Raw genomic sequence first — 25,250 nt, forward strand, 5'->3', positions numbered from 1 at the left:
ATGGGCATCACGAAGAAGATAGTGACGGTGGTAACGGTATTCGGGATGGCAATGGGCCTGAGCATCGCCACTGCCTCTCCTGCGTCCGCAGACCCGTGGATCGAACAACCCCAGATCCTGGAAATCAGCAACCGAAAAACCGCATATTCGGTGAAAACGCCGATCGGAACCGTCCAGGTCCGCTACGGTACCCATCAAGGACGCCAGTACGGCTGGGGGCGGACCTTGAACGTATCGCCACCGACAGGCGGACGCCATCTGCTCTTCGAGGTGGACACCAATGGCGACAGGATCCCCGATGATCAGGTCCTTGTCCTTGCCGGAAAAAACGGATCCAATTGGACCAAAGGTTACCGTACCTCCGCCAGCAGCGCCCGGGCCTTTCGCGCCTGTATTCTGGATTTCCTTGAGAGCGCCTGCGCGGACACGAGCAACCGTACTCCGTGGTGGTAGATCCATCTCCCCTTGAGAAGCCGCCTTCGCATGAAGGTTGCAGATATCGCTGATGATCGCCCTTGTAGGTACCGCCCGTATCTCGTCTGGGGGTCACGTCAGGATGAATCTCTTAGCACGACCCTTTGTGGGGGTGAGGTGGTGAGCGGCTACAGCAGATTGGCGACCAGCTGGTGGGCCAGTGCCCCGATCTGGACGGCCAGGGTGTGGCCGCCCAGATGCCAGGCCGTGCGGCTCGGGCGGCTGGGTTTGCGGTGGCTGCGCGGGCGGCCCGGGCTGCGGCGCGGCAGCGGTGGAAGCTCCCGGCGAGGACGGGGTAGGAACGGGCCGTCATCCGGGGCGGGACGGGTCGCGGAGCCACGGGTAGGGGCCGACGTTCCGGTGCGGGTGCGGACTTGCGCGGACCTTCGGGGGTGAGGGCGTCGCGTTCGGCCAATCGAGCGGCGTGCAGGCGCGTCCACAGCGGCAGTGGGCCGTGGGCTTGGCGGTAGGCCACCCGGGGGTCGCCCTGCATCTGGGCCGGCAAGCGCTGTTCGCGGGTGCGTCCAGCACCGTACGTATCCCGGTCGAGACCGGTGCGGCGCTCATCGCGCGGTCTCGTCACCGGCTCCGCATTCGGCGGACCACCGCATACCCGGCTGGAGACCACCACTGCCACCGTCATTACGCATACAGACAGAGATACTACTTTCCGCATCCGAAAATTCGCTGGTCCGAGCGGAGCACGCCTTGGCGTCCCGAGGTCGATCCGCGCTCGCCTTCGCCCCCTCTACCCGGGAACGAGGGATCTTTCGTCCCACCCCGCTGAAAGGAGCGGTGTCCGGATTCTCCGTCCCGTCATGTCCGCGGCCGCAGAAGCGGCATCAGCGGACAGTACGCACCGGCCAGGAGGCAGACGCCGGCCAGGCCCGCGAGGACGGCCGTGACCGCCACGGCGACCAGTCCGAACGGCGAGGGAAGCTCCTGGGTGAGCACGAGAACGCCCATGAGCAGCACGAAAACACCGAAGCCCTTGCGCAGGGCGGTTTCGGGAACCCGAGAGGCCAGGCGTACACCGACGAGCGAACCGGCGACGGCGGCGCTGGTGACCATGGCCACCAGCGCCCAGTCCAGGCTCACGGTCGTCAGATACCCGACGAGTCCGGCGAAGGACTTCATGGTGATCACGAGCAGGGACGTCCCCACGGCGGCCGGCATGGCGAGGCCGCCGAGCAGCACGAGGGCCGGCACGACGAGAAACCCGCCCCCGGCTCCGACCAGCCCGGTGACCGCTCCGACCACCAGGCCGTCGAGGACGATGCGTTTCAGGGGGAGTCCTTCGCCCTGCGCCTCCCCACCCCCGGTGGAGGGCTTCTTCCTCCCCCGGATCATGGTCGCGGCGGTGGCGACCATCATGAGGGCGAAGGCGATCATCAGGAGGGTGCCGGGAAGATGGCCGCCCGCCAGGCCGCCGATGAAGGCGCCCACCATGCCCGCCGCTCCGAAGATCAGGCCGGTGCGCCACCGGACGTTCCCCGCGCGTGCGTGCGTGAGCGCGCCGGTCAGCGAGGTGACGCCGACGACGAGCAGGGAGGCTGCTATGGCCTCTTTCGGCTGCATACCGGCGACGTAGGTCAGCAGCGGCACCATGAGAATGGAACCACCGCCTCCGAGCAGTCCCAGCGCGATCCCCACCACCACGGCGAGGACCACGACGAGGATGAGCTGGAACTCCATGCTTGCCTCTTTCCGTGGCTTGTATCTGGGTGCGGGCCCGGTCGGCGGCCCGGCCCCCGGGTCAGGACCGGTACGGGGCCGTCCATGGATGCCGCCGGCGCCCTTCGGCCGGGCGGGCGCCAGGGGCGGTGGACCGTCCCCGGCACCCTCGGTGGGACCGGGGTGCGCCCGGCCGAGCGCACCCCGATCTGCGTGCTCAGCCAGCGACGTCCGCCACGGCGCCCTGGCTCTGCCTCCACTGCGTCCAGCCCGCGTAGTTGCCGTCGAGTTCGACGACGTCGTATCCGGCGCGGCGCAGGGCGCTGGCCGCGACGGAGTTGCGGGCGCCGGACTGGCAGTAGCTCACGATGGGACCGTCGGCCGGCAGTGCGTCGAGGTGCCACAGGACCCGGCCGGCGCTGAGCTGTCGGGAACCGGGGATGTGCCCCTCGGAGTGTTCGGTCTTGTTGCGCACGTCCAGCACGAGTGCGGCGCCGAAGCCCTCCAGGTCCTCCGGGGCGATGACGGGCGGCACGGTCACCGGCAGGCCGTCCATGGTCGTGGTGTAGCCGGCGACGTGGTCGATGCCGACGCGCAACAGGTGGTCGCGCACCACCTGGGCGGTGTCCCCGTCGGGTGTGAGGAGCACCAAGGGGCGGCTCTCGTCCTCGGGATCGTAGGCCCAGGCTCCGAAGCTCGCGGCCTTGGCCGGGCCGGGGATGTTCAGCGCCCCGGCCACGGTGCCCCCGTGCACGTCGGTGTGGGGCCGGGTGTCGACGAAGACGATCTCCTCCTTGCGCAGGGATTCGCCGATCTCCTCGTTGGTGAGTTCGGGCACCGGGGCCAGCGGCCCCAGGACCCGAGGCCCCTCCTTGTTCTGGCGCTTCATCCGGGCGAAATAGGCGTGGGCGTCGGGCTGCCCGTCGAGCAGTTCGGCGATGAAACCCTCCTCGTCGTCCTCGCGCAGGTACGGAGCCCACCAGGCGTTGAGGCGCTCGTATCCGACCGTGGTGGCCGGGAGTGCGCCGAGGGCCTTGCCGCACGCGCTGCCGGACCCGTGCCCGGGGTAGACCTGGACATGGTCGGGCAGTGTCAGGAAAACCTCGCGCAGGCTGGCGAACAGCCGGCGCGCGCCCTCGAAGCGGGTGTCCACCCCTCCGGCGGCCTCGTCGAGCAGGTCGGGGCGGCCCAGGTCCCCGGCGAAGACGAAGTCCCCGGAGAGCATGTAGCCCGGGTCTGCGCTGAACGCGCCGTCGGTGACCAGGAACGACAGGTGCTCGGGGGTGTGCCCGGGAGTGTGGCGTGCCCGGACCTCGATGTTGCCGATGGTGATGGCATCGCCGTCGAGGAGCCGCTCGGCGTCGAAGCCGTACTGCCAGTCCTCGCCGCCCTCGCCGGAGACGTACACCGTGGCGCCCGTCGCCGCGGCGAGCTCTCGGGTACCGGAGAGGTAGTCGGCGTGGATGTGGGTCTCGGTCACGGCCACGATCCGCATGCCGTGCGCGCGTGCCAGGTCGAGGTACCCGCCGAGGTCCCGGCGGGCGTCGACCACGATGGCCTCCCCCGTGGCCTGGCAGCCGATGAGGTAGCTGGCCTGGGCCAGGTCGTCGTCGTAGAAGCGTTCCAGCAACATGACATCTCCTTGTGGGTGCTGTGTTTCCGCCGCTTCGCCTTATACTCCGGGGAGTATCCGGCGGAGAGAGTGCGGCCATGGTCGTCGGGTGGTGGGGACCGCCTCCGGCCCGGAGGGGCGCGCCGATGCGACGCGCACCCCCCAAGGCCGACCGGTGATCAGCCGAGGGCGGTCATCGGCGGCCGCCGATCCGGGTGAGTGCGCCCTCGATATCGGTGTGGTTGCGGGGCTGGTTGTAGGGCAGTCGGGACAGGGCCATGCCCATGGCGCAGGTGTCGGTGATCGCGGCGAAGGTCAATCCGGCACCGATGAGTCCGGCGACCACCACCGCCGGGGGCCACAGCAGTGAGGCCAGCACAGAGGTGAAGACGATCCCTCCGGCCACCAGACGGACCTGGCGTTCCAGGGACCACCGTTGCCGTCCGCGTACGAGGGGGGCTCCCTGGGCCTCCCAGGCGTTCATGCCGCCGTTCATCACCGCCGTCTCCCGCAGACCGGCCGCGGCCAGCCTGTCCTGGCACTGGCGGGCTCGGTTCCCCGACTGGCAGACGAGGACGAGGCGGCCACCGGCATCGGCGACGATGCGCTCCAGATGGGTGTCCACCTGCTGCAGCGGCAGGTTGACCGCGCCGGGGATATGGGAGTTCTCGTACTCGGCGGGAGTACGCACGTCCACCAGCAGGGTGTCGGGATCGGTCTCGACCAGGCTGCGCACGGCATGTACGTCGAGGCTGTTGTCGGTCATGTCTCTCCTTGGACGACATCGGACTCCGATACCCCGGGGAGTATCGGGAGGGCAGTCGGGGCCCTCGGATACGGAAGAGCAGGTGGGCGAGCGGCGCAGCGGCTCACCGCCGCATCCCCTCACACGGTGCCGGGCTTCGCGCGCCTTGGCGCCCGAGAGCCCTCACCATACTGGGGGGAGTATATGGAATTCACAGATGCGCCCTTGCGTCGAGCAACGAGGCATCCGTTGGAGCTGAAAACGTAGGGCGTCCGACACCACGGTCGGAGCCCGCAGGACCCTAGGCCAAGGCCAGGAAGAGCTTCTCCAGCTCCTCCTCGGTGAGCTCGGGGTCCTCCCCCCGCTCGCGGGCCGTGTTGCAGTGCCGCATACCGCTCGCGACGATCTTGAACCCGGCCCGGTCGAGGGCGCGGGACACCGCGGCCAACTGCTGGAGGACGGCTGCGCAGTCCTCGCCCTCCTCGATCATCGAGATCACACCGGAGAGCTGCCCCTGAGCGCGCTTGAGTCTCGTGAGGGCGTCACCCACCATCTCAGGCTTCATGTGGCTCCTTTCCACCTACCCGCCTCAACATACCCCCGGGTGTATCTGTTCCGCCAGTCGCGTGAGACGCACCACACCATCCGGATCGACCGGCACGCCTTCCTCTCCACCTCGGGTACCGCGCGAACTCCCGGCCTCGGCCGCGGTCTCGGGGGGACACAAGGAGGCCGGGGTGTCCACAAGGCCGGGGTACATGGCCCGCGGCTTTCCGCGGCCCCGCACCGCCCTCGCCCTGGGGGGCCGAAAGCGCGACAACGCCGAGGTGGACAGGCTCCTCAGCGTCCGGCCGGCGAGCCGCAGCACTTCTTGTACTTGCGGCCCGAGCCGCACCAGCAGGCCTCGTTACGGGCGGGCGGCCACGGCCGGAATCGGGGGTCCTCGGGGGTGACCTCCTCCTGCGCCCAGGCCGCGACGGTGTCGCCGTCCGCCGGGTCCAGGTCGAAGCGCCGAGCGAACTCCTCGATCTCCTCCACCCCGTGCAGCACCACGCCCCGCCGCGCTCCGGGTTCCTCGCGGTCCCGCTCGCGCAGGGCCGTCTCGGAGGCACGGTAGTAGGCGTCGGCCCCCTGCTCCGCAGACTCCTCGGTGAGCAGTTTCCGAGCGCGGGCCTGCTCGAAGGCGTCCCGGGAGTAGAGCGCCTCCACGTCGGTGCGCTCCCGCCCCGGGTCCTGGGCACCCGGGAACTCCATGAGGCTCTTCACCTGCCGTTGGGCCACGGCCAAGGCCACCTCGTCGTGCGCGTCCATCGACAGCCCCGACTTCATCCGTGCCAGCAGGCGGTTGACGATCGGCGCCAGAAGAAGGTCGTCCTCCTCCTCGGCGAGCTCTTCGGGCGGCACGGCCAGCAACCGCCAGGCGGAGATGTTGTAGCAGTGCAGCGCGTCCTCCCAGCGCTCCAGCTCCTGCAGGTGCTCGCCCAGGACCTGGGCGGGCCCCTCCTCCAGGGCACCGGGGGCCAACAGTGCGGAGGTGATCCGCTCCGCCTCGTCCCTGTCCGCCGCGTCCTGGCTCTCGCGCAGGGCCCTGACCAGTTCGACCGAGGCGTACTGACCGTCCTCGAAGGTGGGCGCGTGGTCGCGCAGGGTCCGCAGCACACGGCGGGCCTGGTCTTCGTGTCCCGCCTCCCCCAGGTTCGCGGCGAAGCCCATGAGGATCCCGCCCGCGTCGCCGGGGCGGGCGTCCAGGCCGTTGCGGATGTGGTCGGGCAGGTCCAGTTCCCCGAGCGCGCTCATCAGTGAGGCGGTGGCGGGGGTCGTTGCGGCTCCGTGGTCGGTCATGGTCCCCAGCCTAGGGTCGACGGGCACGCGGGGTGGCCCCCTCGTCGGAACCGGTGGTGTGACCTGACCCCGTTCCCCGCCGTCGAAGGTCGGCAGTGCCTCTGGCGTCACCGTCGACGGCCGGCGGTGACGCCGGGAGCAAGATCGGCCCAGGTCGGAATCGGTCGGTTCGCACGTGGGCCCGGCGGGGGCCGTGGGGCTCGTGCCCAGGTGCCCCTCAGTCCGCTCCGACCGCCTGGCGCGCGAGTTCGACCAGGGCCTCGGCGATCTCGTCGGTGGTGAAGGTGCGGGCCGATCCCGGTCTGCTGGGCCAAAAGCGCACGTTGTTCACCATGCCGATGAGGAAGCGGGCGATAAGCCGCACGTCGAGGTCGGCGCGGATGTCGCCGTTGTCCTGGGCCACCGTGACGAGGCTCTGGACGTGCGTCTCGAAGGCGCGTCTCCAGCCGTTGGCCGTGGCGAGGCACTCGCCGGTCAGATGGCGGCGCTCGGTGAAGAGGATGTGGGCCCGTTCGATGTTCTCCAGGTACCACGTCGTGGAACGACGCAGGTACTCCATCAGCTCCTCCAGAGGTTCCAGACCCAGCCGGGAGACCTCCGAGGCGATCTCGGTGGTCTCCTCGTGGGAGGATTCCACGATCCGGAAGAGCAGCTCCTCCTTGGAGCTGAAGTAGTGGTAGAGGCTGCCTTTGAGCACTCCCACCCGGTCGGCGACCTCCTGGATGGAGGTCGCCGCGTAGCCGCGCTCGGACATCACCGCGATGGCCGCCTCCATGACGTCGGCGTCGCGCTTGCGCGGCGCACGCCGACGTCGGGGGGTCGAGGCACTCCGTGGCACCCTGCGCTCCTTCTGTGCCCGGTCCGCGGAACGGCGCGATCCAGGCCCCACCGTCCCACGGGTTCATCGATCACACGTCCGTTCGACATTAGCATTCCGCCACCACGCGACGACTGCGAGGAATGCGGGCCGTAGCGACGTGGTGGACGACCGGGGGCCACCGCCGCCCCCTGTTCGAAGGAGGTCCCCGTGACCGAACCGACCACGTCCTCCGTGTCCTGAGGAGGCGCCGTCCGGGAGGGGGCCCTCACTCGGCCCTCGGCCACCTCGCACGCCTGCGACCTGGCGGTCCGACCGGGACACGGCATGAGCCACCGCGCGGCGCACCCGCCCTTCTCCCACGTGCCGGTCAAGAAACACGGGGAGGGCCCTACCCGGTCAGCGTCTCCTCGGCGATGGAGCCGCTGACCATGGGGCCCATGGCTGCCGCTTGGGGGGACCCGGCCGCCCGGTGGACGGGGAGGTCCTCCTCTGTCGACCCATGACGCCGGCCGACGGTTTCGATGCCCAGGAACTGTGGTCGGTCGACCGGCCGTGTCCCACCCGGGGATCGATCGTGCCGTTCCGCACGGGGACGGCAAAGGCACGGCTCCGACCGCTGTCTCTGTGTGGGCGTGGGACCGCCGGTGTCCCGCCTCAGGCGGGACACCGGGGAGACCACGCGTGATGGCCGCATGACCCGGACTCCCCATGATCGACCGGACCGTTCGGCGGATCGTGTGTCACGGTCCTCGGCCGCCCATGCGACGAACCCTGGGCCCCGCCCCGATCGCCCGCTACCGCTGGTGAATCTGGCTGCGAGGGTCCAACAACATCACCAGGATCTGGGCGGGCCCGACGGGGGTGACCGCGTGGGGCATGGACCGGGCCACGTGGATCATTCCGCCCGGCCCCAGGTCGTGGCTGTGTCCCTCGACGTCGAACCGGACCCGTCCCTCGATGACCTGCACCAGGATCGGCGAGGGGGCGGAGTGCTCGGTGAGCTCGGAGTCGGCGTCGAAGACCATGTGCACGACCCTGACGTCGTCGTTGGAGAACAACCGCGCGGGCGCGACCCTGCCCTCCTTGCCGGGATTGCGTTCCCTGATCTGGTCGAACCCCGTGGTGATGAGCGTGGCCGTCACACCGTCGTCACTCGTGTGCACGTTCTTCCTCCCGTCCTTGGGCGGGCACCGGACGCTCCGGCGCACCCGCGTACGGCCCAGCCTGGCACGCGCGGTCCTGGGCCGCACCGGTTCCGCGCCACGGGAGTTTCCGGATCAGGCCGACTCCGAGAGGGCGACCGCACTCATTCGGACCGCTCCTCCAATTCCCGCCAGTGCACCGAGAACACCTCCGGTTCCAGGCTGAGCCTTCTGACCAACTGCTCCAGCGCCTCCTCCCGCTGCCCGTTGGTGGAGATCTCCACCAGCACCGACACCGATTCCCGGTCCTCCACCAGACGACCGCTGTCCACGGAGCGCAGTGTGAAGTCGGCGTCGGACAGCGCCTGCAACAACAGGGCCCTGACGTGGGCGTCCTGGGAGTCCCTGCACACGACCCGGACCTGGTAGGCGGTCTCCACCTCGGAGGAGGACGAGGGACGCTTCTGCAGCTTCCGGGCGATCGGCCGCAGCAGGATGTTGGCGGCCATCACCGCCGCCGCGCCCATCGTCGCCCCCAGGTACAGACCACTGCCCGCCAGGACCCCCACGGCCGCGGCACACCAGATGGTCGCGGCCGTGTTGATACCGCGGACGTTGACACCGTCGCGCAGGATGACGCCCGCGCCGAGGAAGCCGATACCCGACACCACCTGGGCCGCGATACGGGTGGGGCTGACCTCCTCCACGGTGTTGGCGGCCAAGAGCACGAAGAGCGCCGATCCCACCGAGACCAGCACGTTGGTCCGCAGACCCGCCATGCGCGCCCGCCACTGGCGTTCGACACCGACCAGCGCGCCCAAGGCGAAGGCGCAACCGAGCCGGAGCGCGAACTCCCACCATTCCAACATCCACGGCCCTCCCGGTACATGCGCCGTCGTGTACGGCCCATCGGTACTGCCCGGCTACCCCGAGGCGGCCTCACATACACCCCCATGGATGTGAACCAGCCCAACCACATCTCATTCTCCGGCGTTCATCGCGCCACAGGTGCGGAGGAAAGGGCGGTGTGTATAGTCATGACCGGTCGGCTGTCGGCGCGGAGGGAGGGGCCCATGGGCACCGGTGACGTGGAGGTGAGCTCGGCCGACATCGCCAGGATCGCGGGGGTCAAGCCCACAGCGGTGAGCAACTGGCGGCGGCGTCACGACGACTTCCCCGAACCGGTGGGAGGTACCGACCGCAGTCCCCGTTTCGACCTGGGCCAGGTGGAGGAGTGGCTGGCCACCCACCGTCGGGTGCCGGCCATCGACCCCGACCAGCGGCTGTGGCAGGCACTGGACTCCCTGCGCTCCGCGGTGTCCGCCGACGCGGTACTGGTCTGGACGGGGGTCCTGCTGCTGTACCTGCGGCACGAACCCGACCTGCTGGAGTCCGACCACGACCCCGCCGTACTGCTCACCCGGGCCGGGCGGGCCTTCGAGGAATCCCTGCGCCAGGCGGGACTGACCGCGTTGGCCGAGCGACCGCCCGAAAGCCTGCCCGACACCCAGGTGGCGCCGCTGGTGGACGCGGCCGTGCGCGCCGCGCGCCAGAGCGGCCCCCAGACCTCCTTCGGACGTCTTCTGAGTCGCCTGGACCAGCGCTCCCCCTCCGGTTCGCACACGCTCCCACCCGAGCTGGCCGACCTCATGGTGCGCCTTTCCGGTGACGGGGACGGTGTAGTGGATCCGGCCTGCGGACGTGGGGAACTGTTGCTCGCCGCCGCGCGCGGGGGCCGCCGCGTGCTTTTGGGACAGGACGGCGACACCGCGTCGGTGTGGCTGAGCGCCCTGCGCCTGGCCTTCGCCGACGTCCTCTCCCCCCAGGTGGACCTACGTGTGGCCGACGCCCTGCGTTCTCCGTCCTTCTCCGAGGAGAGCGCGGACGCCGTCCTGTGCGCCCCGCCGTTCAGCGAGCGCAACTGGGGCGCCGAGGAACTCGCCGACGATCCCCGGTGGAGGTACGGGGTGCCTCCGCGGCTGGAGTCGGATCTGGCCTGGGTCCAGCACTGCCTGTCCCAGGTACGCCCCGGTGGGTCGGTGGTCATGCTCATGCCTCCAGGCGCCGCCCAGCGCCCGTCGGGGCGGCGTATCCGCCGGTCCCTGTTGCGTGCGGGCGCCTTTCGCGCGGTGATCTCCCTACCGCCCGGGTTCGCCGCCCACTACGCCGTGCCCCTGCAGTTGTGGGTCCTGCGCCGTCCCGGACGCGATGAGGCACCCGCTCCCCTGCTGTTCGTGGACACCGCGGCGCACGAGACGGCCCAGACGCCCCCCGCATCCCAGGTCATCGCCGTGGTCGACCGGTCGTGGGATGGCTATCTCGCCGATCCCGTGGGTTTCGCCGAGCAGCCGGGGACGGCGCGTGTCCTGGACGTGGCCGACCTGCTGGACGAGGACGTCGACCTGACACCCCGTGCCCATCTGCCGGTACCGCGTGCCTCGGCCGAAGACCTGGATGTGTTCGCCGAGCGCCGTGGCAGCTGGGAGAGCATGCTGAGCGCACTGCGCACATTGGTGCCCGAGGTCCCGCGGATCGAACCCGACGGTGAGACCAGCGGGTTCGTCACCCTGGGGGAACTGGCCCGGGCCGGTTCGGTGACGATCCGGCGGCCCCTCCCACGACGTTCGCCGGAGGAGGAGGGCGTCCGTATCAACGCCAGGGTGGTCACCGGCGAGGACGTGGTGCGGGGGACCTCCCCCTCCCGTACGGAGGAGGTGGACGCCGACCCGATGCGCAATCCGCCCATCCAGGAGGGTGACGTGCTCATCCCCTCCCTGGCCCGCAGACCCATCGCCCGCGTGGCGACCGCCGAGGACGCGGGCGCTCACCCGGGCAGTGGCCTGTACGTGGTGCGCACCAACCCGGCCGCCGTCGACCCGTGGTTCCTGGCGGGCCTGATCACCAGTTCGGCGGAGGCGCGCAACATCGCCCGGGTGGGCAGCAGCATGCGCGGCCACCTGCGGGTGGATCCGTCCCGGGTGCGGCTCCCGGTGCTGACGGTGGAGGAACAACGACGCCACGGGGAGCTCTTCCGTCAGGTGGCGCGGTTCCGTGAGGCTCTGGTCGAGCTCCAGGAGCTGGGCGGGGAGCTGGCCGACCAGGCCGTCGACCTCATCGCCGGACAGTGGCGGGCCCCCTGATCCGGTGCGGGCCGCGCGATCCCGGCCCGCCCTCCCACGCGCACGTGCTCAGAAGGTGTCGGTGACACGTTTGCCGTCGTCGTCCTTGACGATGGTGAAGGAGTCCACGGTCCGGCCGTCCTGGGTACGGGCGCTGTACTCCAGGCGCCCGCCGTCCACCTCGACCACCTGGAAGGTCGAGGCCCCCTCGTCTTGCGCACGGACCTCGGCGCCGTGCTCGGTCCACCCCTCCTCCCGGGCCTCGTAGGCCTTGGGGCCGGTCACCGCGACCACGTAGACCGGCCCGGTGTGCCGGTCGGGGTCCTCGGTCCGGTGTTCGACCAGGTTGCCGCGACCGTAGGAGTGGTCGTGCCCCTGCAGGACCAGGTCCACGTCGAACTCCTCCAGGACCGGCAGCCACTCCCGACGCAGGAGTGCGTTGTCGTGGTCGGGGTGGTTGGAGAAGACCGGGTGGTGGAAGGTGACCACGGTCCACCGGTGGGGGTTGTCGGACAGCACCCGTTCCAACCACTGACGTTGTGCCCGCAACCACTCCTCGGCGCTGTGCGGGGTGGCGTCGCGGTAGTTGGAGTTGAGCACCACGAAGCGCACACCTTGGTAGTCGGTGTGGTGGACGGTCCGGGACAGGCCGCCGGATCGGTCGGGGCCGTCGGCCGAGCCGGGGAACTGTCTGGTCCAGCGTCCGCTCAGCCCCTCGTCGGTGTACTCGTGGTTGCCGGGAGCGGCCAGGTGGTTCATGTTCGCGGTGGCCGGGCCGAAGGCCTCGAACCACTCGTCCCAGTCCGTGTCGCTGTCGGCGGAATCGACCAGGTCGCCGGAGTGCAGGGCCAGCGCGGCGTCGGGTTCGGTCTCCAGTCCGGCGCGGATGACGGGGGCCGCCCGGTCGGCGATGTCGTTCTGGACGTCGCCGAAGTGCAGGAACACGAAGGGTTCGGCCCCCTCCGCGGCGGTGGTGAAGGTGTGGTGGCCGCTGACCGCGCCACCGTCCCCGCTCTGGTCGCCGATCCGGTAGTGGTAGGCGGTGTTCGGTTCCAGCCCGGTGGCCGTGCCCACGTAGCCGGTCCGACCGCCCTCGTCTCCGGTGGCGTGCGCCTCGAACCGCGTGATCCGTTCGGGGTCCTTCTGTGGGGCGACCTCCAGGAAGAGGTCCATCTCGGCGTGCTCGGCCCACCAGGTCAGGGTCTGGGAGGTGGCGGGATCGGTGCCGGGCGACAGGACGAGGTGTTGGACCGGGTCCTCGTCAGGGCTCTGAGGGCCGCAGGCGCCCAGACCCACGGTGATGACGGCGGCGCCCACCAGGGCCGAGACCCGGCGTCGGACGGGCACGCCCTCCGTTGCGGTGATGCGATCAGCCTCTTCTCATCCACTCCGTCCTCGGCGGCGCGAAACGGGACGCCTGTGGCGACCGCGTCGCTGGTGCGCTTCCTACCCCGACCAGGAGCGGGAAACGTGACGTGGGCGGGAAGGGGGGCCGTGTCCCCGGTGGTGGAGACCACCGGGGACACTCCGACAGGACCCGTCAGCGGTTCAGGGAAGCGAGCACGGCCTCGAACTCCTGGTCGGAGGTGGTCAACGACACCGACCGCGTCTCGTGGTCGATGTCGGCTCCCACGGGTCGCAGTTCGGGGGGCGTTCCCTGAGCCAGGGAGCGTGACCGCGGGTGCCACCAGTACAGCTGCGCGCTGATCGGCTTGTCCCCGTCGGCGACGAAGCGTTCGGCGATCTGGCGCATGTTGTCCATGGCCACGATCGGGTGCCCCTGGCCCAAGGGGTGGGCGATGAGCACCTCGGGCACGGGGAAGACCACCAGGGCGCCATGCGGGGCCTCCCCCAGATAACGCTCCAGGGCGTGCGCGTGCGCCGCGACGTAGGGGTGCCGGCCACCGACGTGCACCAGACGGACTCCGTCGATCTCGTGCTCGCTGACCTCGACCGTCTCGTTCACGGAGGCGGCCACGGCCTCCTCGAAGACCTCTGCGTCGGGGCGGCCGGAGCGCTCGTGCGTGCTACGGGGCAACGGCTGCAAGGAGTCGGGGGAGTCCGCGACGAGAGTCTGCCACAGGCCCGGGGCGATCTCGCGGGCCACCAGGGAGTCCAAGACCCCCTCGGGGAAGGCCGAGACGGGATAGAGACGGACCCGTAGCCCGCCGGTCCGGTCACCGTCGGGTCGGACGGCCTGTTGTAGCTGTCGGACGGCGGCGCGGGCGAACTCGGTGGCGTTGTGCGCGATCTGTTCGGGGGTGGCTCCGCTCAGCGCCGACCGGAACCGGCCGATGTCGGTGTCGGCCTCATGCCCGTCGGGCAGGACCACCGAGAGGGTGTTCGCGTCCTGGAAGGAGGCCCGTACCCCGGCTTCGGCGAAGGCCTCCACCAGTGCGGTGGCCACCGTGTCCCCGGTGTCCGTGGTGTTCCCCTGCGCCGCCGTCGCACGCTCCCTGGCGGCACGGGCGACGAAGCCCGCGAAATGGGCGGCCAGGTCGGCCCTCTGTTCCGGTGAGGAGATGACCGCCTGGTCGAAGGTCTCCTCGAGGTCACTGTCCAGGATGTCCGTACCGTCGGGGTCGGACACGCGCAGGCCGGTGGGCGGCAGGTACTCGGCCCTCAGCCCCTCGCGGTCACAGGCCCGCACCAGCGCCCGGCCGAACTCCTCGACCAGCTCGTCGGGGCGCAGCCGCCCTGCCTGGTCGAGCTCGTCGGCGAGCCAGTCCGGAACCAGCTCCCGGTCACGGGGGAAGCGCTCCAGCTCCTGGGCGTAGGCCAGCGGGCTCAACTCCCAGGGTGTTTCGGGCTTGGTGTCGTGGTTGTACTCGACGTTGAGCCGAAGGGAGTGGTGGACCGAGACGATCATGGAGAGCCAGGTCCCCCTGCCCTGTTGGAAGCAGGCGTGTTTGAGCGCGTCGACGATGTCGGCGACGCCGTCGGGGACCTCCAGCTGCCGGACCTGGCCGTCGGCCTCTTGGACGGCGAGCATGTCACTGCGGTGGGCGCCGATCACCCTTGCCAGGTAGGTGAGCTGCCGCCAGTCTTCCGGGGTGACCTCGACCAGTCTCCTGGCGAGGTCCTGGATGAGGTCTCCCTGTTCCAGCGGGCCTGGGGGTGGGGTGGCCATGGTGTGCTCCGTGTCCATGTGGGCGTGTGCTTCGGGCGACGAGCTCGCCGAAAGCGACGTGTTCTGCGCCCTCATTCCTATCGTGTCGCGGGAACGCAACGTGTTCGAGCCCACACTTAACGCTGTTCTGCCCAGGTCAGAAGGTCTTACGGGGCGTGTCCGGAAAGCCCTTCGATTCCGTCGGCGAGGGCGTCGAGGTAGACCCACTCCCCTTCATGGCGCACGAACCGGCTGTGCTCGGCGAGCACCTCCTCACACCCTCCTTGGCGGTGCACCGCCCGGAAGTCGACCGTGCCCTCCTGGTGGAAGGGGGTGCCCCCGGTGGAGGACAGGACCTCCAGACGCAGCCACTCGATCCCCGGATCCAGTTCCAGGTGCCGGGGTCGGGTACGCGGATGCCAGCTGCGCATCAGGTGGTCGCGGTCACCGACGGCGAAGGCGCTGTAACGCGAACGCATGAGCTGTTCGGCGGTGGCGGCCCTTCCCTGGCCCCGGTGCAGGCGCCCACAGCAGTCCCGGTAGGCGGCGGGAAGACCACAGGGGCAGGGGGTGGCGTCCATGTTCTGAGGTGTGGGACGACGGTGGCGTGGATTGCGCTGCGACATGTTCCCATTGTGGGGCCCGGTGACGCAGATCGGTCCGGGGAACCCCCGAACCCCGTCCCCGCAAGGCTTTTCGGCTTGTGCGCGGAGTCGACCGACGCCACAATACGAACGGCATCCCACTGACCGAAAGGCCCCCTGTGTCGGATATTCCTTCCATCGACATCACCGTCGCCCACTCCGCGAGGGTCTGGAACTACTGGCTCGGCGGCAAGGACAACTACCCCGTCGACCGCGAGCTCGGTGACCAGATCCTGCGCACCTACCCGGGCATCGCCACCGACGCGCGCGCCGGCCGGGCCTTCCTGGTCCGGGGGATCACGCACCTGGCCGGGAAGGAGGGCGTCCGACAGTTCCTGGACATCGGCACGGGCCTGCCCACCGCCGACAACACCCACGAGGTGGCCCAGTCCGTGGCCCCCGAGTCCCGGGTGGTCTACGTCGACGACGACCCGATGGTGCTGGCTCACGCCAGGGCGCTGCTGGTGGGCACCGAGGAGGGCGCCACCCGCTTCGTGGACAACGACCTGTGCGAGGTCGACAAGGTCCTGGCGGAGGCGGGCGAGCTGCTGGACTTCGACCGCCCCGTGGCGCTCAGCGTCGTGGGCACGCTCGGGCACCTCCCCGACCTGGAGCGGGCCCGTGCCGTCATGGAGCGCTACAAGGAGGCCCTCGCCCCGGGGAGCTTCGTGCTCGTGGGCGACCACGTGATGCCCGACGACCCCGCGGCGGTCGAGGCGCTGGATCAGTGGAACGACGGCGCCGCCCTGGCCTACCGCACGCACACCGAGCAGGAGTTCGCCTCCTACTTCGACGGCCTGGAACTGTTGGAGCCCGGGGTGGTCCCCTCCACGCGCTGGCGCACGGAGGAGCCCGAGATCGGAAAAGCGCCCCACACCGACATGTACGGCGCGGTCGGCCGCAAGCCCTGACATGGCCTGGGGCCCGAACGCCCCGGGGGCCGCGCGTGCACGCGCGGCCCCCGGTCCTCGGCCGAAGGTCACTCCGGCCGAAGGTCCCTTCGGTCGAAGGTCACTCCGGCCGAAGGTCCCTTCGGTCGAGGGTCACTCCTGCGAAGCGGCGGCCTCCTCGCACAGGGCGTCCACCGACGACGCCTCGGGCAGCTCCCGCACCAGTGCCACGATCCGGTCGGGGTCCGTGACGCGCTGGAGCGCGTTGAGACGGAACTTGACCGCCAGTTCCTCGGCGGACAGGGGGTTGTCCGGCCCACCACGGTTGACCGAGACCCGTGCCTGCCTTCGGGTGCCGTCCCGCAGTGTCGCGGTGAGGACCGCGGGGAACTGGTCGGGGAAGATCCGGTCGCATTCGGGGTCGGGCACGCACCTGACCTTGGCGGCCAAGGCCAGGCGCTCGGGGTCGGAGGCCGCCTCGTCGGTGAAGTCCTCGTGGAACAGACCCAGCCCGCCGCCGCCCAGCAGCGCCGCGGCCACCGTGTAGGGGCCGCTGAAGGCGGCGTGGTAGCCCGAGCGCGGCTTGGCCTTCTCCTCTGCGGGTTCACCGATGGTGCGCAGCACCGCCGTGGGCACGCCCAGTTCCAGGTCGGTGATGTCCTCCGGCTTCAACCCCTCGGCGCGCAGCTTCAGCGCGGCGTCGATCCCCGCGTGGGTGAAGTGGTTGCAGGGGTAGGGCTTGAAGAAGATCCCGGGCAGTTCCCACTCGGTGGTGAACCCCTTCACGACGTCCTGGGCGCGGCTCGCGTCACCGCAGAACGCCTCCAAGAACCCGAAACGGCCCTCGACGACGGTGGGCGGGCCGGTCAGGCCGTGTCGGGCCAGGTCCGCGGCCGAGACTCCGGCGTGCGCGGCCCATCCGCAGTGCACCCGCTTGATGGTGCCGCCGGTGCGGTTGGCCTCGATGATGCCCGAACCCATGCTGGCCGCGACGCCGGCGGCGTGGGCGACTCCGGCGGCGTCCAGCCCCTGGAGCAGGGCGGAGGCCACCGCGGCTCCCACCGCTCCGCAGATGGCGGTGGCGTGCAGGCCGCGTTCGAAGAAGATCGAGTTACCGAGCTCCTTGTCGTATCCGGCCATGCCGAGACGGACCGCGAGTTCGATGCCCAGACCGGCGGCGTCCAACAGTTGGGCGCCTGAGCGGCCGTGCGCCTGCGCCGTGGCCAGGGCCGCGGGCAGGACCGGGGCCGAGGGGTGCAGGACCGAGGGCAGGTGGGTGTCGTCGAAGTCCAACGCGTGGGCCAGGGTGCCGTTGACCAGGGCCGCGGAGGCCGCGGGGTAGCGCGCGCCGCTACCGAAGGCCGTCGCTCCGGTGGTGCCGCCCCATTCGGCGGCCACCGCCTCGGCGATGCGGGCGGGCTCCTGGTCGGCCGCGGCCAGACTGTTGCCCAGCACGTCCAGGACCCGGCGGGAGACGTCGGTGCGCAGTTCCTCGGAGAGTCCTCGGGTGTAGGCGGCGTGCGCGAGCTCCGCCGCCGTGACGATCACGCCGCTCATGAGCTCACCACCGCCAGGGGACGCACGGGCGAGCCGGTGCCGCCGACGATCTTCAACGGGGCCATGAGGAACACGAACTCCCCCACTCTCTCTCGGGAAAGGTCCTCCAGCATCATGTGCTCGATGATGTGGATGCCGTTCTCCACCAGAAGGATCCGGTGTACGGGCAGGACGCTGTGTCCCTTGCCCGCCGGAATCTGTTCGAAGGCCGTGGTGTCGGCTCCCACCGCCGCGACCTGACGCTCGGCCAGCCAGTGCCCCGCCTCCTCCGTCGGGCCCGGGACTCCGTCGGCCTGGCCCAGGTAGGCGTCGGCGTCGTCGAAGCGGGTGGCCCAGCCGGTGCGCACGAGGGCGACGTCGCCCGGTCCGGGTTCGGCGCCTCCGTGGGCGGCGGCCTTCTCCAGGTCCGCCGCGCTCACCCCGTAGCCGGGTTCCAGACAGTCGACGCCGTGGGCGGCGGCCACGTCCAGCAGGACGCCCCGGCGGACGAGCGGTTCCATCTGATCGATGCCGTGGTGTACGAAGCGCCCGTTGACGGTGGCCTCGGTCGCGTCGATCCCGCCGTTGAGGCAACCCAGGTGGGACACGTGGGAGAGCGCGTCGACGTGGGTGCCGACGTGTCCGCCGGTGATGATGAGCTCGTTGGCGGCCGAGCCGCCGTCGGGGCGCACCATGTCACCGTGCCTGCGGATCAGGGTCATCCGGAAGCCGGGGTGGTTGGGGGAGGAAGGCATGCCGGTGAACAACGGCTGCGCCAGGTCGATGGTCCGGACTCCGCCGCGGACCGCGGCCAGGAGTGGGTCTGTCATGGGATTCTCTCCTCGTTCTCGGGGACGGGGTCGAAGGCCAGGACGGCGCGGGCCGCCTCTACGACGGCGGGGTCGACGAATCGTCCGTCGGTGGTCAAAAAGGCGCTGGTCCCTTGTGCCCCGGCCTCCTCCAGGCCGGCCAGGAGCTCAGCGGCCTCACGCCGTTCGTCCGTGCCGGGGGTGTAGGCGGCGTGCACGGCGGGGATCTGTCGGGGGTGGATGACGGCCCGACCGAAGAAGCCCATAGCCCGACCGCGTTCGCTGGAGGCGCGCAGTCCCTCCTCGTCGGCGACGTCGGTGTAGACGCTCTGGGCCGGGCTGGGCAGCCCGGCCGCCCGTGCGGCGTTGACCACCCGCGAGCGCGCCCAGTCCAGGGCGGTGTCGTCGCTGACGCGCAGGCTCGCGCGCAGGTCGGCCTCGCCCAGGGAGACACCGGCGACGTCGGGGTGTGCCGCCGCGATGGCGAAGGCGTTCTCGATCCCCAGGGCGCTCTCCAGCAGGACGTGGATCGGCACGGGTGCGCGCGCGTGGGCCAGGACGTCCGCCGCCCGGAGCACCTGGTCGGCGGACTCGGTCTTGGGCAGGCGCACTCCCGCCACGGGCGCGCCCGCCAGGGCCCTCAGGTCGTGTTCCCCCCAGGGGCCGGCCAGGTCGTTGACCCGCACGTGGAAGGGGCGCCGGGCACGCTCGGCCAGGTCCAGAACGGTGTCGCGCGCCGTTTCCTTGGCGTCGGCGGGAACGCTGTCCTCCAGGTCGACGATGACCGCCTCGGCCTCGCCCGCCAGGGCCTTCTCCACCCGGTCGGGTCGGGTGGCCGGTACGTAGAGCCAGCTGCGCGGCGCGCGCTCCTTCGGCCCCGAGCCGGTCACGACCGCCCCCCGGTCAGACGCGCGATCGTCTCGGAGTCGACCCCGAAGCGAGCCAGGACCTCGGCGGTGTCCGCGCCCTGGGCCGGTCCGGTGCTGCGGATCCGTCCGGGGGTCTCCGAGAGGCGGAAGAGCACGTTCTGCATCTTCAACGGACCCAACTCGGGGTCCTCCACGGTGGTGATGGTGTCCAGGGCCTGGAACTGGGGGTCCTGGAGCACGTCGCGCACGTCGTAGATGGGGGCCACCGCGGCCTGGGCCTCCTCGAAGGCGGCGACCACCTCGTCGCGGTCGCGCTGGGCGATCCACCCACCGACCGCCTCGTCCAGTTCGTCGGCGTGCTCGGCGCGCTCGGCGCCGGAGGCGAACCAGGGCTCGTCGATCAGGTCGGGCCGTCCCACCAGGCGCATCACCCGTTCGGCGATGCTCTGGGCGCTGGTGGAGATGGCCACCCAGCTGCCGTCCGCGGTGCGGTAGGTGTTGCGGGGCGCGTTGTTGGAGGAGCGGTTGCCCAGTCGTTCCTGGACGATGCCGAGCTGGTCGTAGACGGTCGGCTGGGGGCCCAGGACGGTGAGGATGGGCTCGGTGATGGCCAGGTCGATCACCTGGCCGCGCCCGGTGTGCGTGCGGGCGTGCACCGCGGTCATGACCGCGTAGGCCGTGGTGAGGGCGGCGATGCCGTCGGCGAGTCCGAAGGGCGGCAGGGTCGGCGGTCCGCCGGGCTCTCCGGTGATGGCGGCGAAGCCGCTCATCGCCTCGGCCAGGGTGCCGAACCCGGGCCGCTTGGCGTGGGGGCCGAACTGACCGAACCCGGTGACCCGGGCCAGGATGAGGCGCGGGTTGATCTCGGAGAGCACGTCGTAGCCCAGTCCCCAGCGCTCCAGGGTTCCGGGGCGGAAGTTCTCGATGACCACGTCGGCCCCGGCGACCATCTTCTTGAACGCCTCACGCCCCTCCTCCGAGCCGAGGTAGAGGTCGACCGACTTCTTGTTGCGTCCCAGCATCTTCCACCACAGGCCGATGCCGTTCTTGGAGGCGCCGTGGGTGCGTACGGGGTCGCCCCTGTCGGGGTGTTCGATCTTGACCACCTCGGCGCCGAAGTCGCCGAGCATGGTGGCCGCCATGGGCCCGGCGAACAGGGTGGCGATGTCCAGCACCACGAGGTCGTTCAGCGCCCCGGGGGCGGGCGAAGTGGTCGGTCCGGTGTGGCCGGTGTCGGAACTGTCCACCAGGGTGGTCCTTTCTGTGGGCGCCGGGGTCCGGCGTGGGGTCGACTCCCGCGTCGGTCGGGGGCGGGCAGGCGGGGTCCGTCGGGGTCGCTGAGCTCTCGGTCTCAGGGGTCGACACGAACACCCCGTGTTTCACTCACAGGAACATGATTCCACTTATAGAGGCACACCGCAATGGCCTACCTGCGGGGCGGGTGCCACATGGGCACATCTACCAGCTATTTTCTGTGACATCTTGACTCTCGAGGGTCGGTGGTGACATCTTCGACAAGCACAGAAGTGTTCCCATAGTCGAAACATCGATCCGATCGATGCCGGGAAGGTAGGCATGCGAGAACCCATCGGAGCGGCAACCGCCGCCAACACTCCGGCGCTGAGCACGGGAGCACGACCGTGAACCCGACAGAGGACTCCGCGCCCCCACAGGAGGCGGCGGTCGACCTGGTCGTGGCCGGCGCCGGCGGAGGACTCGCGGGTGCGTTGCGCGCCGCGGAGGCCGGACTGGACGTCCTGGTCATCGAGGTCAGTGAGACGTTCCGTCGCGGCAACAACACCTCCATGTCCACCGCGATGATCCCCGGAGCGGGAACACGCTGGCAGCGCGACGCGGGGGTCGACGACTCCGCCCGGACCTTCCTCTCCGACGTGATGGCCAAGACCGGCGGCGAGGCCGACCCCGTTGTGGCCGACGCCCTGACCGCCTTCAGCGCCGAGCTGGTCACCTGGCTCGCCGACGGCCTCGACCTGCCCCTGGAGCTGGCCACCGACATCAACTACCCCGGCCACTCGGTGACGCGCTGCCACACCGTCCCCTCCCGCACGGGGGCGGAGATGCTGGACCACCTGGTGACACGGGCGCGGCGACACCCGCGCATCGACTTCCTCATGCCGGCGCGTCTGGTGGGAGTGCGCACCCACCAGGGTCGGGTGTGCACGGCCATCGCCGAGTATCCCGACGGGAGCACGGAGGAGATCCCCACCCGGTCCCTGCTGCTGGCGTGCAACGGTTACGGGGCCGACGGCCACGCGGTCCGCGACCTCATGCCCGAGATCGCCGAGGCCACCTACCACGGCGGCGAGCACTCCCGCGGCGACGCCCTGCGCATCGGCGCCGAGCTCGGCGCGGCGACCGGCTATCTGGACGCCTACCAGGGACACGCGGCCCTGGCCCGTGGCGCCGGCACCCTCGTCGGTTGGGCCACGATCATGCACGGCGGTGTGCTGGTCAACACCGAAGGCCGCCGTTTCGGGGACGAGACTGTGGGCTACTCCGAGTACGCCGCGGCACTGGCCGCCCAGCCCGGGGCCAACGGGTGGATCGTCTTCGACGAGCGGGTGCACGAGCTGTGTCTGGCCTTCGGGGACTACCGCGACACCGTGGGCCAGGGGGTGGTCCTCTCCGCCGGCGACACGGCCGAGCTCGCCGCCGCCTGCGATCTGCCCGCCGAGACGCTCACCGACACCCTCGAACGCGCCGCCCACAGCGCCTCGGGGAAGGGCTCCGACGAGTTCGGCCGTCTGGCCTGGGAGGCTCCGCTGCGCGCCCCCTACCGGGCGGTACGCGTGGAACCCGCTCTCTTCCACACCCAGGGCGGCCTGGTCGTGGACGGTGACGCCCGGGTTCTGCGCGAGAACGGCTCACCCATCGCCGGTCTGTACGCCTCCGGCGGAGCGGCCATCGGCATCTCCGGCCACGGGGCGAGCGGCTACCTGGCGGGCAACGGCCTTCTTCCCGCCCTGGGCCTGGCCGTGCTCGCGGCCGACCACTGCCGGGGTGCCTCCCCGGTCCAGAAGAGTTCCTGAGAGGGGATCAACGTGTCCGAGTTCGAATTCGACTCGATCATCAAGAACGTCAAGGTCGTGCGCCCCGACACCGACACGGTGGAGGAGGGCGACATCGCCGTGGCCGGGGGCCAGGTGGCGCAGGTCGCGCCGAACCTGGACACCTCCCTGGCCCCCGAGGTCATCGACGGTCGCGGTCGTCTGGCCTTCCCCGGCGCGGTGGACGCCCACCAGCACTGGGGGATCTACAACCCCCTGGACGTGGACGTGCGCAACGAGAGCCGCGCCGCCGCCCAGGGCGGCGTGACCGCCGGCCTGACCTACATCCGCACCGGCCAGTACTACCTGAACAAGGGCGGCGCCTACGCCGACTTCTTCCCTGAGGTGCTCTCCTTGTCCCAGGGGCGCGCGCACATCGACTACGCGTACCACATCGCGCCGATGCAGAGCAGCCACCTGGACGAACTCGACGCTCTGGTCGACAAGTTCGGTGTCACCTCGTTCAAGATCTTCATGTTCTACGGCGGCTACGGGCTGCACGGACGCTCGGACGACCAGGCGTCGTTCCTGATGACGCCGCCCGGGGAGCGCTACGACATCGCCCACTTCGAGTTCGTCATGCGCGCGTTGCAGGGCGTGCGCGAGCGCCACCCCGAGATCGCCGACCGGCTCTCCCTGTCGCTGCACTGCGAGACGGCCGAGATCATGTCCGCCTACACCAAGATGGTGCAGGAGAAGGGCGAGCTGGACGGCCTGGCCGCCTACAGCGCTTCCCGTCCCCCGCACTCGGAGGGTCTGGCGATCACCATCGCCTCCTACCTGGCGCACGCCACGGACCTTCCCACCATCAACCTGCTGCACCTGACCTCGGCCCAGGCCATGGAGGCGGCCATGACCATGGCCAAGACCTTCCCCCACATCGACTTCCGGCGCGAGGTGACCCTGGCCCACCTGCTGGTCGACATCGACAACGGCGACCCCGTGGGCGGCAAGGTCAACCCGCCGCTGCGCTCGCGCTCCGACGTCGAGGCCCTGTGGGAGCACGTGCTGGCCGGCGACATCGACTGGGTGGTCAGTGACCACGCCTGCTGCAAGGAGGAGATGAAGTTCGGCGAGGACCGCGACGACATCTTCCTGTCCAAGTCCGGTTTCGGCGGCGCGGAGTACCTGCTTCCCGGTCTGTTCTCCGAGGGGCGCCGCCGCGGACTGTCCGAGCCCGCCATCGCACGGCTCGTCTCGTGGAACCCGGCGCAGCGCTACGGCTTCCGGGACAAGGGCACCATCGCCCCCGGTTACGACGCCGACATCGCGCTGCTGGACCCCGACGTCACCTGGACCGTGAACCCCGAGGACTCGGAGTCCCAGCAGGAGTACTCCCCCTTGGACGGCATCGAGATCAACGGCGCGGTCACCGACGTGTTCCTGCGCGGGTCGCGGATCGTGGAGGACGGCAAGGTCGTGGGCGAGCCCCGCGGCGTCTACGTCCACCGGGCCTGAACCGAGGTCGGCCCGGCCGCACGGTGGACTGTGCGGCCGGGCCGACGTGTACCCGGGGTTCCTTCGCTCCCCCGTCCCCGTGCGTCGCGTGACCTCCTGGAAAGGGTCGTGCCCCCGCGCGGACGGGAACCGTCGGCGCGGGGGGCACGGTTGGTGGGCGAGGGCGTCCTCAGGCGCGGGAGGCCAGCATCGAGCTCACCCGCAGGTAGTCCCGGGCGGTCTCGGGATCCGCGGCGGTGCGGCTCAGTTTCTCGTGGTTCTCCCGGCGCTGGGCCGCCGACTTCTGCTGGAGGTTCTCCCAGTTGCGGTGGGTGGCCGCGCGCACCAGGTTGAGGGCGACGTCGCGACGGCGTTCGGAGTAGCCCTCCAGCGGTTCGGTGTCTCCGTCGATGGCCGCCAGGATGGCGTTCGCGGCGTCCACGGCGTCGTGGATACCGCTGTTCATCCCCATGCCGCCGAGCGGGTTGTTCAGGTGCGCGGCGTCCCCGGCCAGGAGGAAGGGTCCGTGGCGGAAGTCCTCGGCCACGCGCTGGTGCACGTGGTAGAGCGAGGTGTGGGCCACCGCGTAACCACCGGGGTTGGGGGCCAGTTCCTGTAGGCGCCCCTGGATGGAGGCGGGGTCGGTCACGGAGGCGGCGTCGGCGTCCTCGGGGACCGGGAAGAGCACGCGCCAGTGCCGCGGGGTGCGCAGCAGGACCAGCCACTCCTCGGGGTCGGAGACGTAGTTGACCTCGCAGATGCCGGGGATGAGCTCGGTCAGGTCGTCGTCGACCGAGACGATGAGGAAGCGCTCGGGATAGGTCATGCCGGGAAAGCCCACGTCCAGGCGCTTGCGGACGGTGCTGCTCGCGCCGTCGGCCGCGATGGCCCAGGGGGCACGCCACTCGCGCGCCCGGTCCCCGCCGGTGCGGACCACCGCCAGGTCGCCCTCACGGTGGGCCGACTCCACGCGCGCGCCCAGGACGACCTCGACGTTGGGCATGGCCTGTAGCCTGCGGTGGATGATGTCGACCAGGTTCTGCTGCTCGCTCTGCAAGCGGTAGGGGAAGGCCGTGTCCCCGTCGAGCACGGACAGGTCGAACTCGGCGACCAGCCCCTCGTGGCGGTCGCGGTACTGGTAGGAGCGCGAGATCAGACCGGTCCGGTGCAGTTCCTCCCCGACCCCGAGGTCCTGCAACATCTGCAGGGTGGGCGGGTGGAAGGTGGAGGCGCGGGACTCGGCGAGGTCGCGCTCCAGGGAGGCGTCCGCTTCGAGGACCGTGACCTCGCATCCGGCCTGGGCCAGGGTGAGCGCGGCGGTCGCCCCGACCGGGCCAAGGCCGATGACCAGGACGGGGGTGCCCTGCGCGCGGGAGGTGGGTGAGTCGGTGTCCACTCGGTTCCCTTCCTGTCTGTTCTCACAATGCAGGAACCGAATTTCACCTAACGGGAATGTACCT

Annotated in this window: 21 protein-coding genes; 5 read left to right on the forward strand and 16 right to left on the reverse strand. The window is 70.5% G+C overall.

What is annotated here, in order from left to right:
- Complete coding sequence (locus tag PFX91_RS13565; protein ID WP_285731879.1) at positions 1-453, forward strand: hypothetical protein; 453 nt, start codon at positions 1-3, stop codon at positions 451-453.
- Positions 454-1,290: 837 nt separating this feature from the next.
- Here the strand turns inward: PFX91_RS13565 and PFX91_RS13570 are convergent.
- From PFX91_RS13570 to PFX91_RS13605, 8 genes are all read right to left on the reverse strand, one after another.
- A complete protein-coding gene (locus tag PFX91_RS13570) occupies positions 1,291-2,169 on the reverse strand; it encodes a sulfite exporter TauE/SafE family protein (RefSeq protein ID WP_285731880.1) in 879 nt (292 codons plus the stop codon).
- 196 nt (positions 2,170-2,365) lie between these two features.
- Complete coding sequence (locus tag PFX91_RS13575) at positions 2,366-3,781, reverse strand: MBL fold metallo-hydrolase (RefSeq protein ID WP_285731881.1); 1,416 nt, start codon at positions 3,779-3,781, stop codon at positions 2,366-2,368.
- Between the two features lie 172 nt (positions 3,782-3,953).
- Complete coding sequence (locus tag PFX91_RS13580) at positions 3,954-4,526, reverse strand: rhodanese-like domain-containing protein (protein WP_285731882.1); 573 nt, start codon at positions 4,524-4,526, stop codon at positions 3,954-3,956.
- Positions 4,527-4,806: 280 nt separating this feature from the next.
- Positions 4,807-5,058 carry a metal-sensitive transcriptional regulator gene (locus PFX91_RS13585; RefSeq protein ID WP_285732017.1) on the reverse strand — a complete coding sequence of 84 codons (252 nt, stop codon included), beginning with the start codon at positions 5,056-5,058 and terminating at the stop codon, positions 4,807-4,809.
- A gap of 287 nt (positions 5,059-5,345) precedes the next feature.
- Positions 5,346-6,347: an SEC-C metal-binding domain-containing protein gene (locus PFX91_RS13590; protein WP_285731883.1), complete on the reverse strand. Its 1,002-nt coding sequence runs from the start codon at positions 6,345-6,347 to the stop codon at positions 5,346-5,348.
- A 217-nt stretch (positions 6,348-6,564) separates the two neighbouring features.
- Positions 6,565-7,185, reverse strand: coding sequence for a TetR/AcrR family transcriptional regulator (locus PFX91_RS13595; protein WP_285731884.1), 621 nt, complete (start codon positions 7,183-7,185; stop codon positions 6,565-6,567).
- Between the two features lie 776 nt (positions 7,186-7,961).
- Entirely contained in the window at positions 7,962-8,330 is a 369-nt protein-coding gene (locus tag PFX91_RS13600) for a cupin domain-containing protein (RefSeq protein ID WP_285731885.1), read from the reverse strand.
- Positions 8,331-8,473: 143 nt separating this feature from the next.
- Positions 8,474-9,178, reverse strand: a complete 705-nt coding sequence (locus tag PFX91_RS13605) for an MgtC/SapB family protein (RefSeq protein ID WP_285731886.1) — start codon at positions 9,176-9,178, stop codon at positions 8,474-8,476.
- 204 nt (positions 9,179-9,382) lie between these two features.
- On the opposite strand from PFX91_RS13605, the gene PFX91_RS13610 reads away from it, so the two are divergent.
- Positions 9,383-11,449, forward strand: coding sequence for an N-6 DNA methylase (locus PFX91_RS13610; RefSeq protein ID WP_285731887.1), 2,067 nt, complete (start codon positions 9,383-9,385; stop codon positions 11,447-11,449).
- Positions 11,450-11,497: 48 nt separating this feature from the next.
- On the opposite strand, the gene PFX91_RS13615 is transcribed toward PFX91_RS13610, so the two are convergent.
- The 3 genes from PFX91_RS13615 to PFX91_RS13625 form a co-directional block, all read right to left on the reverse strand.
- Positions 11,498-12,775: a purple acid phosphatase family protein gene (locus PFX91_RS13615; protein WP_285731888.1), complete on the reverse strand. Its 1,278-nt coding sequence runs from the start codon at positions 12,773-12,775 to the stop codon at positions 11,498-11,500.
- A 193-nt stretch (positions 12,776-12,968) separates the two neighbouring features.
- Positions 12,969-14,558, reverse strand: coding sequence for a hypothetical protein (locus PFX91_RS13620; RefSeq protein WP_285731889.1), 1,590 nt, complete (start codon positions 14,556-14,558; stop codon positions 12,969-12,971).
- A gap of 146 nt (positions 14,559-14,704) precedes the next feature.
- Entirely contained in the window at positions 14,705-15,163 is a 459-nt protein-coding gene (locus PFX91_RS13625; protein ID WP_285731890.1) for a YchJ family protein, read from the reverse strand.
- Between the two features lie 137 nt (positions 15,164-15,300).
- Between PFX91_RS13625 and PFX91_RS13630 the strand changes: the two genes are divergently transcribed.
- Complete coding sequence (locus tag PFX91_RS13630; protein WP_285731891.1) at positions 15,301-16,092, forward strand: SAM-dependent methyltransferase; 792 nt, start codon at positions 15,301-15,303, stop codon at positions 16,090-16,092.
- A 132-nt stretch (positions 16,093-16,224) separates the two neighbouring features.
- Here the strand turns inward: PFX91_RS13630 and PFX91_RS13635 are convergent, their stop codons facing one another.
- The 4 genes from PFX91_RS13635 to PFX91_RS13650 are packed head-to-tail and all read right to left on the reverse strand — an operon-like array spanning position 16,225 to position 20,532.
- Positions 16,225-17,628, reverse strand: coding sequence for an MmgE/PrpD family protein (locus PFX91_RS13635; protein ID WP_285731892.1), 1,404 nt, complete (start codon positions 17,626-17,628; stop codon positions 16,225-16,227).
- A complete protein-coding gene (locus tag PFX91_RS13640) occupies positions 17,625-18,437 on the reverse strand; it encodes a cyclase family protein (protein ID WP_285731893.1) in 813 nt (270 codons plus the stop codon). Before PFX91_RS13640 ends, PFX91_RS13635 begins: the two co-directional genes overlap by 4 nt.
- On the reverse strand, positions 18,434-19,306 hold the full coding sequence (locus tag PFX91_RS13645) for an HpcH/HpaI aldolase/citrate lyase family protein (RefSeq protein ID WP_285731894.1): 873 nt from the start codon (positions 19,304-19,306) through the stop codon (positions 18,434-18,436). Before PFX91_RS13645 ends, PFX91_RS13640 begins: the two co-directional genes overlap by 4 nt.
- Entirely contained in the window at positions 19,303-20,532 is a 1,230-nt protein-coding gene (locus PFX91_RS13650) for a CaiB/BaiF CoA transferase family protein (RefSeq protein WP_285731895.1), read from the reverse strand. Before PFX91_RS13650 ends, PFX91_RS13645 begins: the two co-directional genes overlap by 4 nt.
- A 393-nt stretch (positions 20,533-20,925) precedes the next feature.
- Here PFX91_RS13650 and PFX91_RS13655 point away from each other — a divergent pair, with 393 nt between their 5' ends.
- Entirely contained in the window at positions 20,926-22,335 is a 1,410-nt protein-coding gene (locus PFX91_RS13655) for an FAD-dependent oxidoreductase (protein WP_285731896.1), read from the forward strand.
- A gap of 12 nt (positions 22,336-22,347) precedes the next feature.
- Entirely contained in the window at positions 22,348-23,811 is a 1,464-nt protein-coding gene (locus PFX91_RS13660) for a dihydroorotase (protein WP_285731897.1), read from the forward strand.
- 169 nt (positions 23,812-23,980) lie between these two features.
- Here PFX91_RS13660 and PFX91_RS13665 read toward each other — a convergent pair whose 3' ends face one another.
- Positions 23,981-25,186: an FAD-dependent oxidoreductase gene (locus PFX91_RS13665; RefSeq protein ID WP_285731898.1), complete on the reverse strand. Its 1,206-nt coding sequence runs from the start codon at positions 25,184-25,186 to the stop codon at positions 23,981-23,983.
- Between the last annotated feature and the right edge of the window lie 64 nt (positions 25,187-25,250).

The organism is Nocardiopsis sp. ATB16-24 (assembly GCF_030271535.1).
Lineage (GTDB): Bacteria > Actinomycetota > Actinomycetes > Streptosporangiales > Streptosporangiaceae > Nocardiopsis.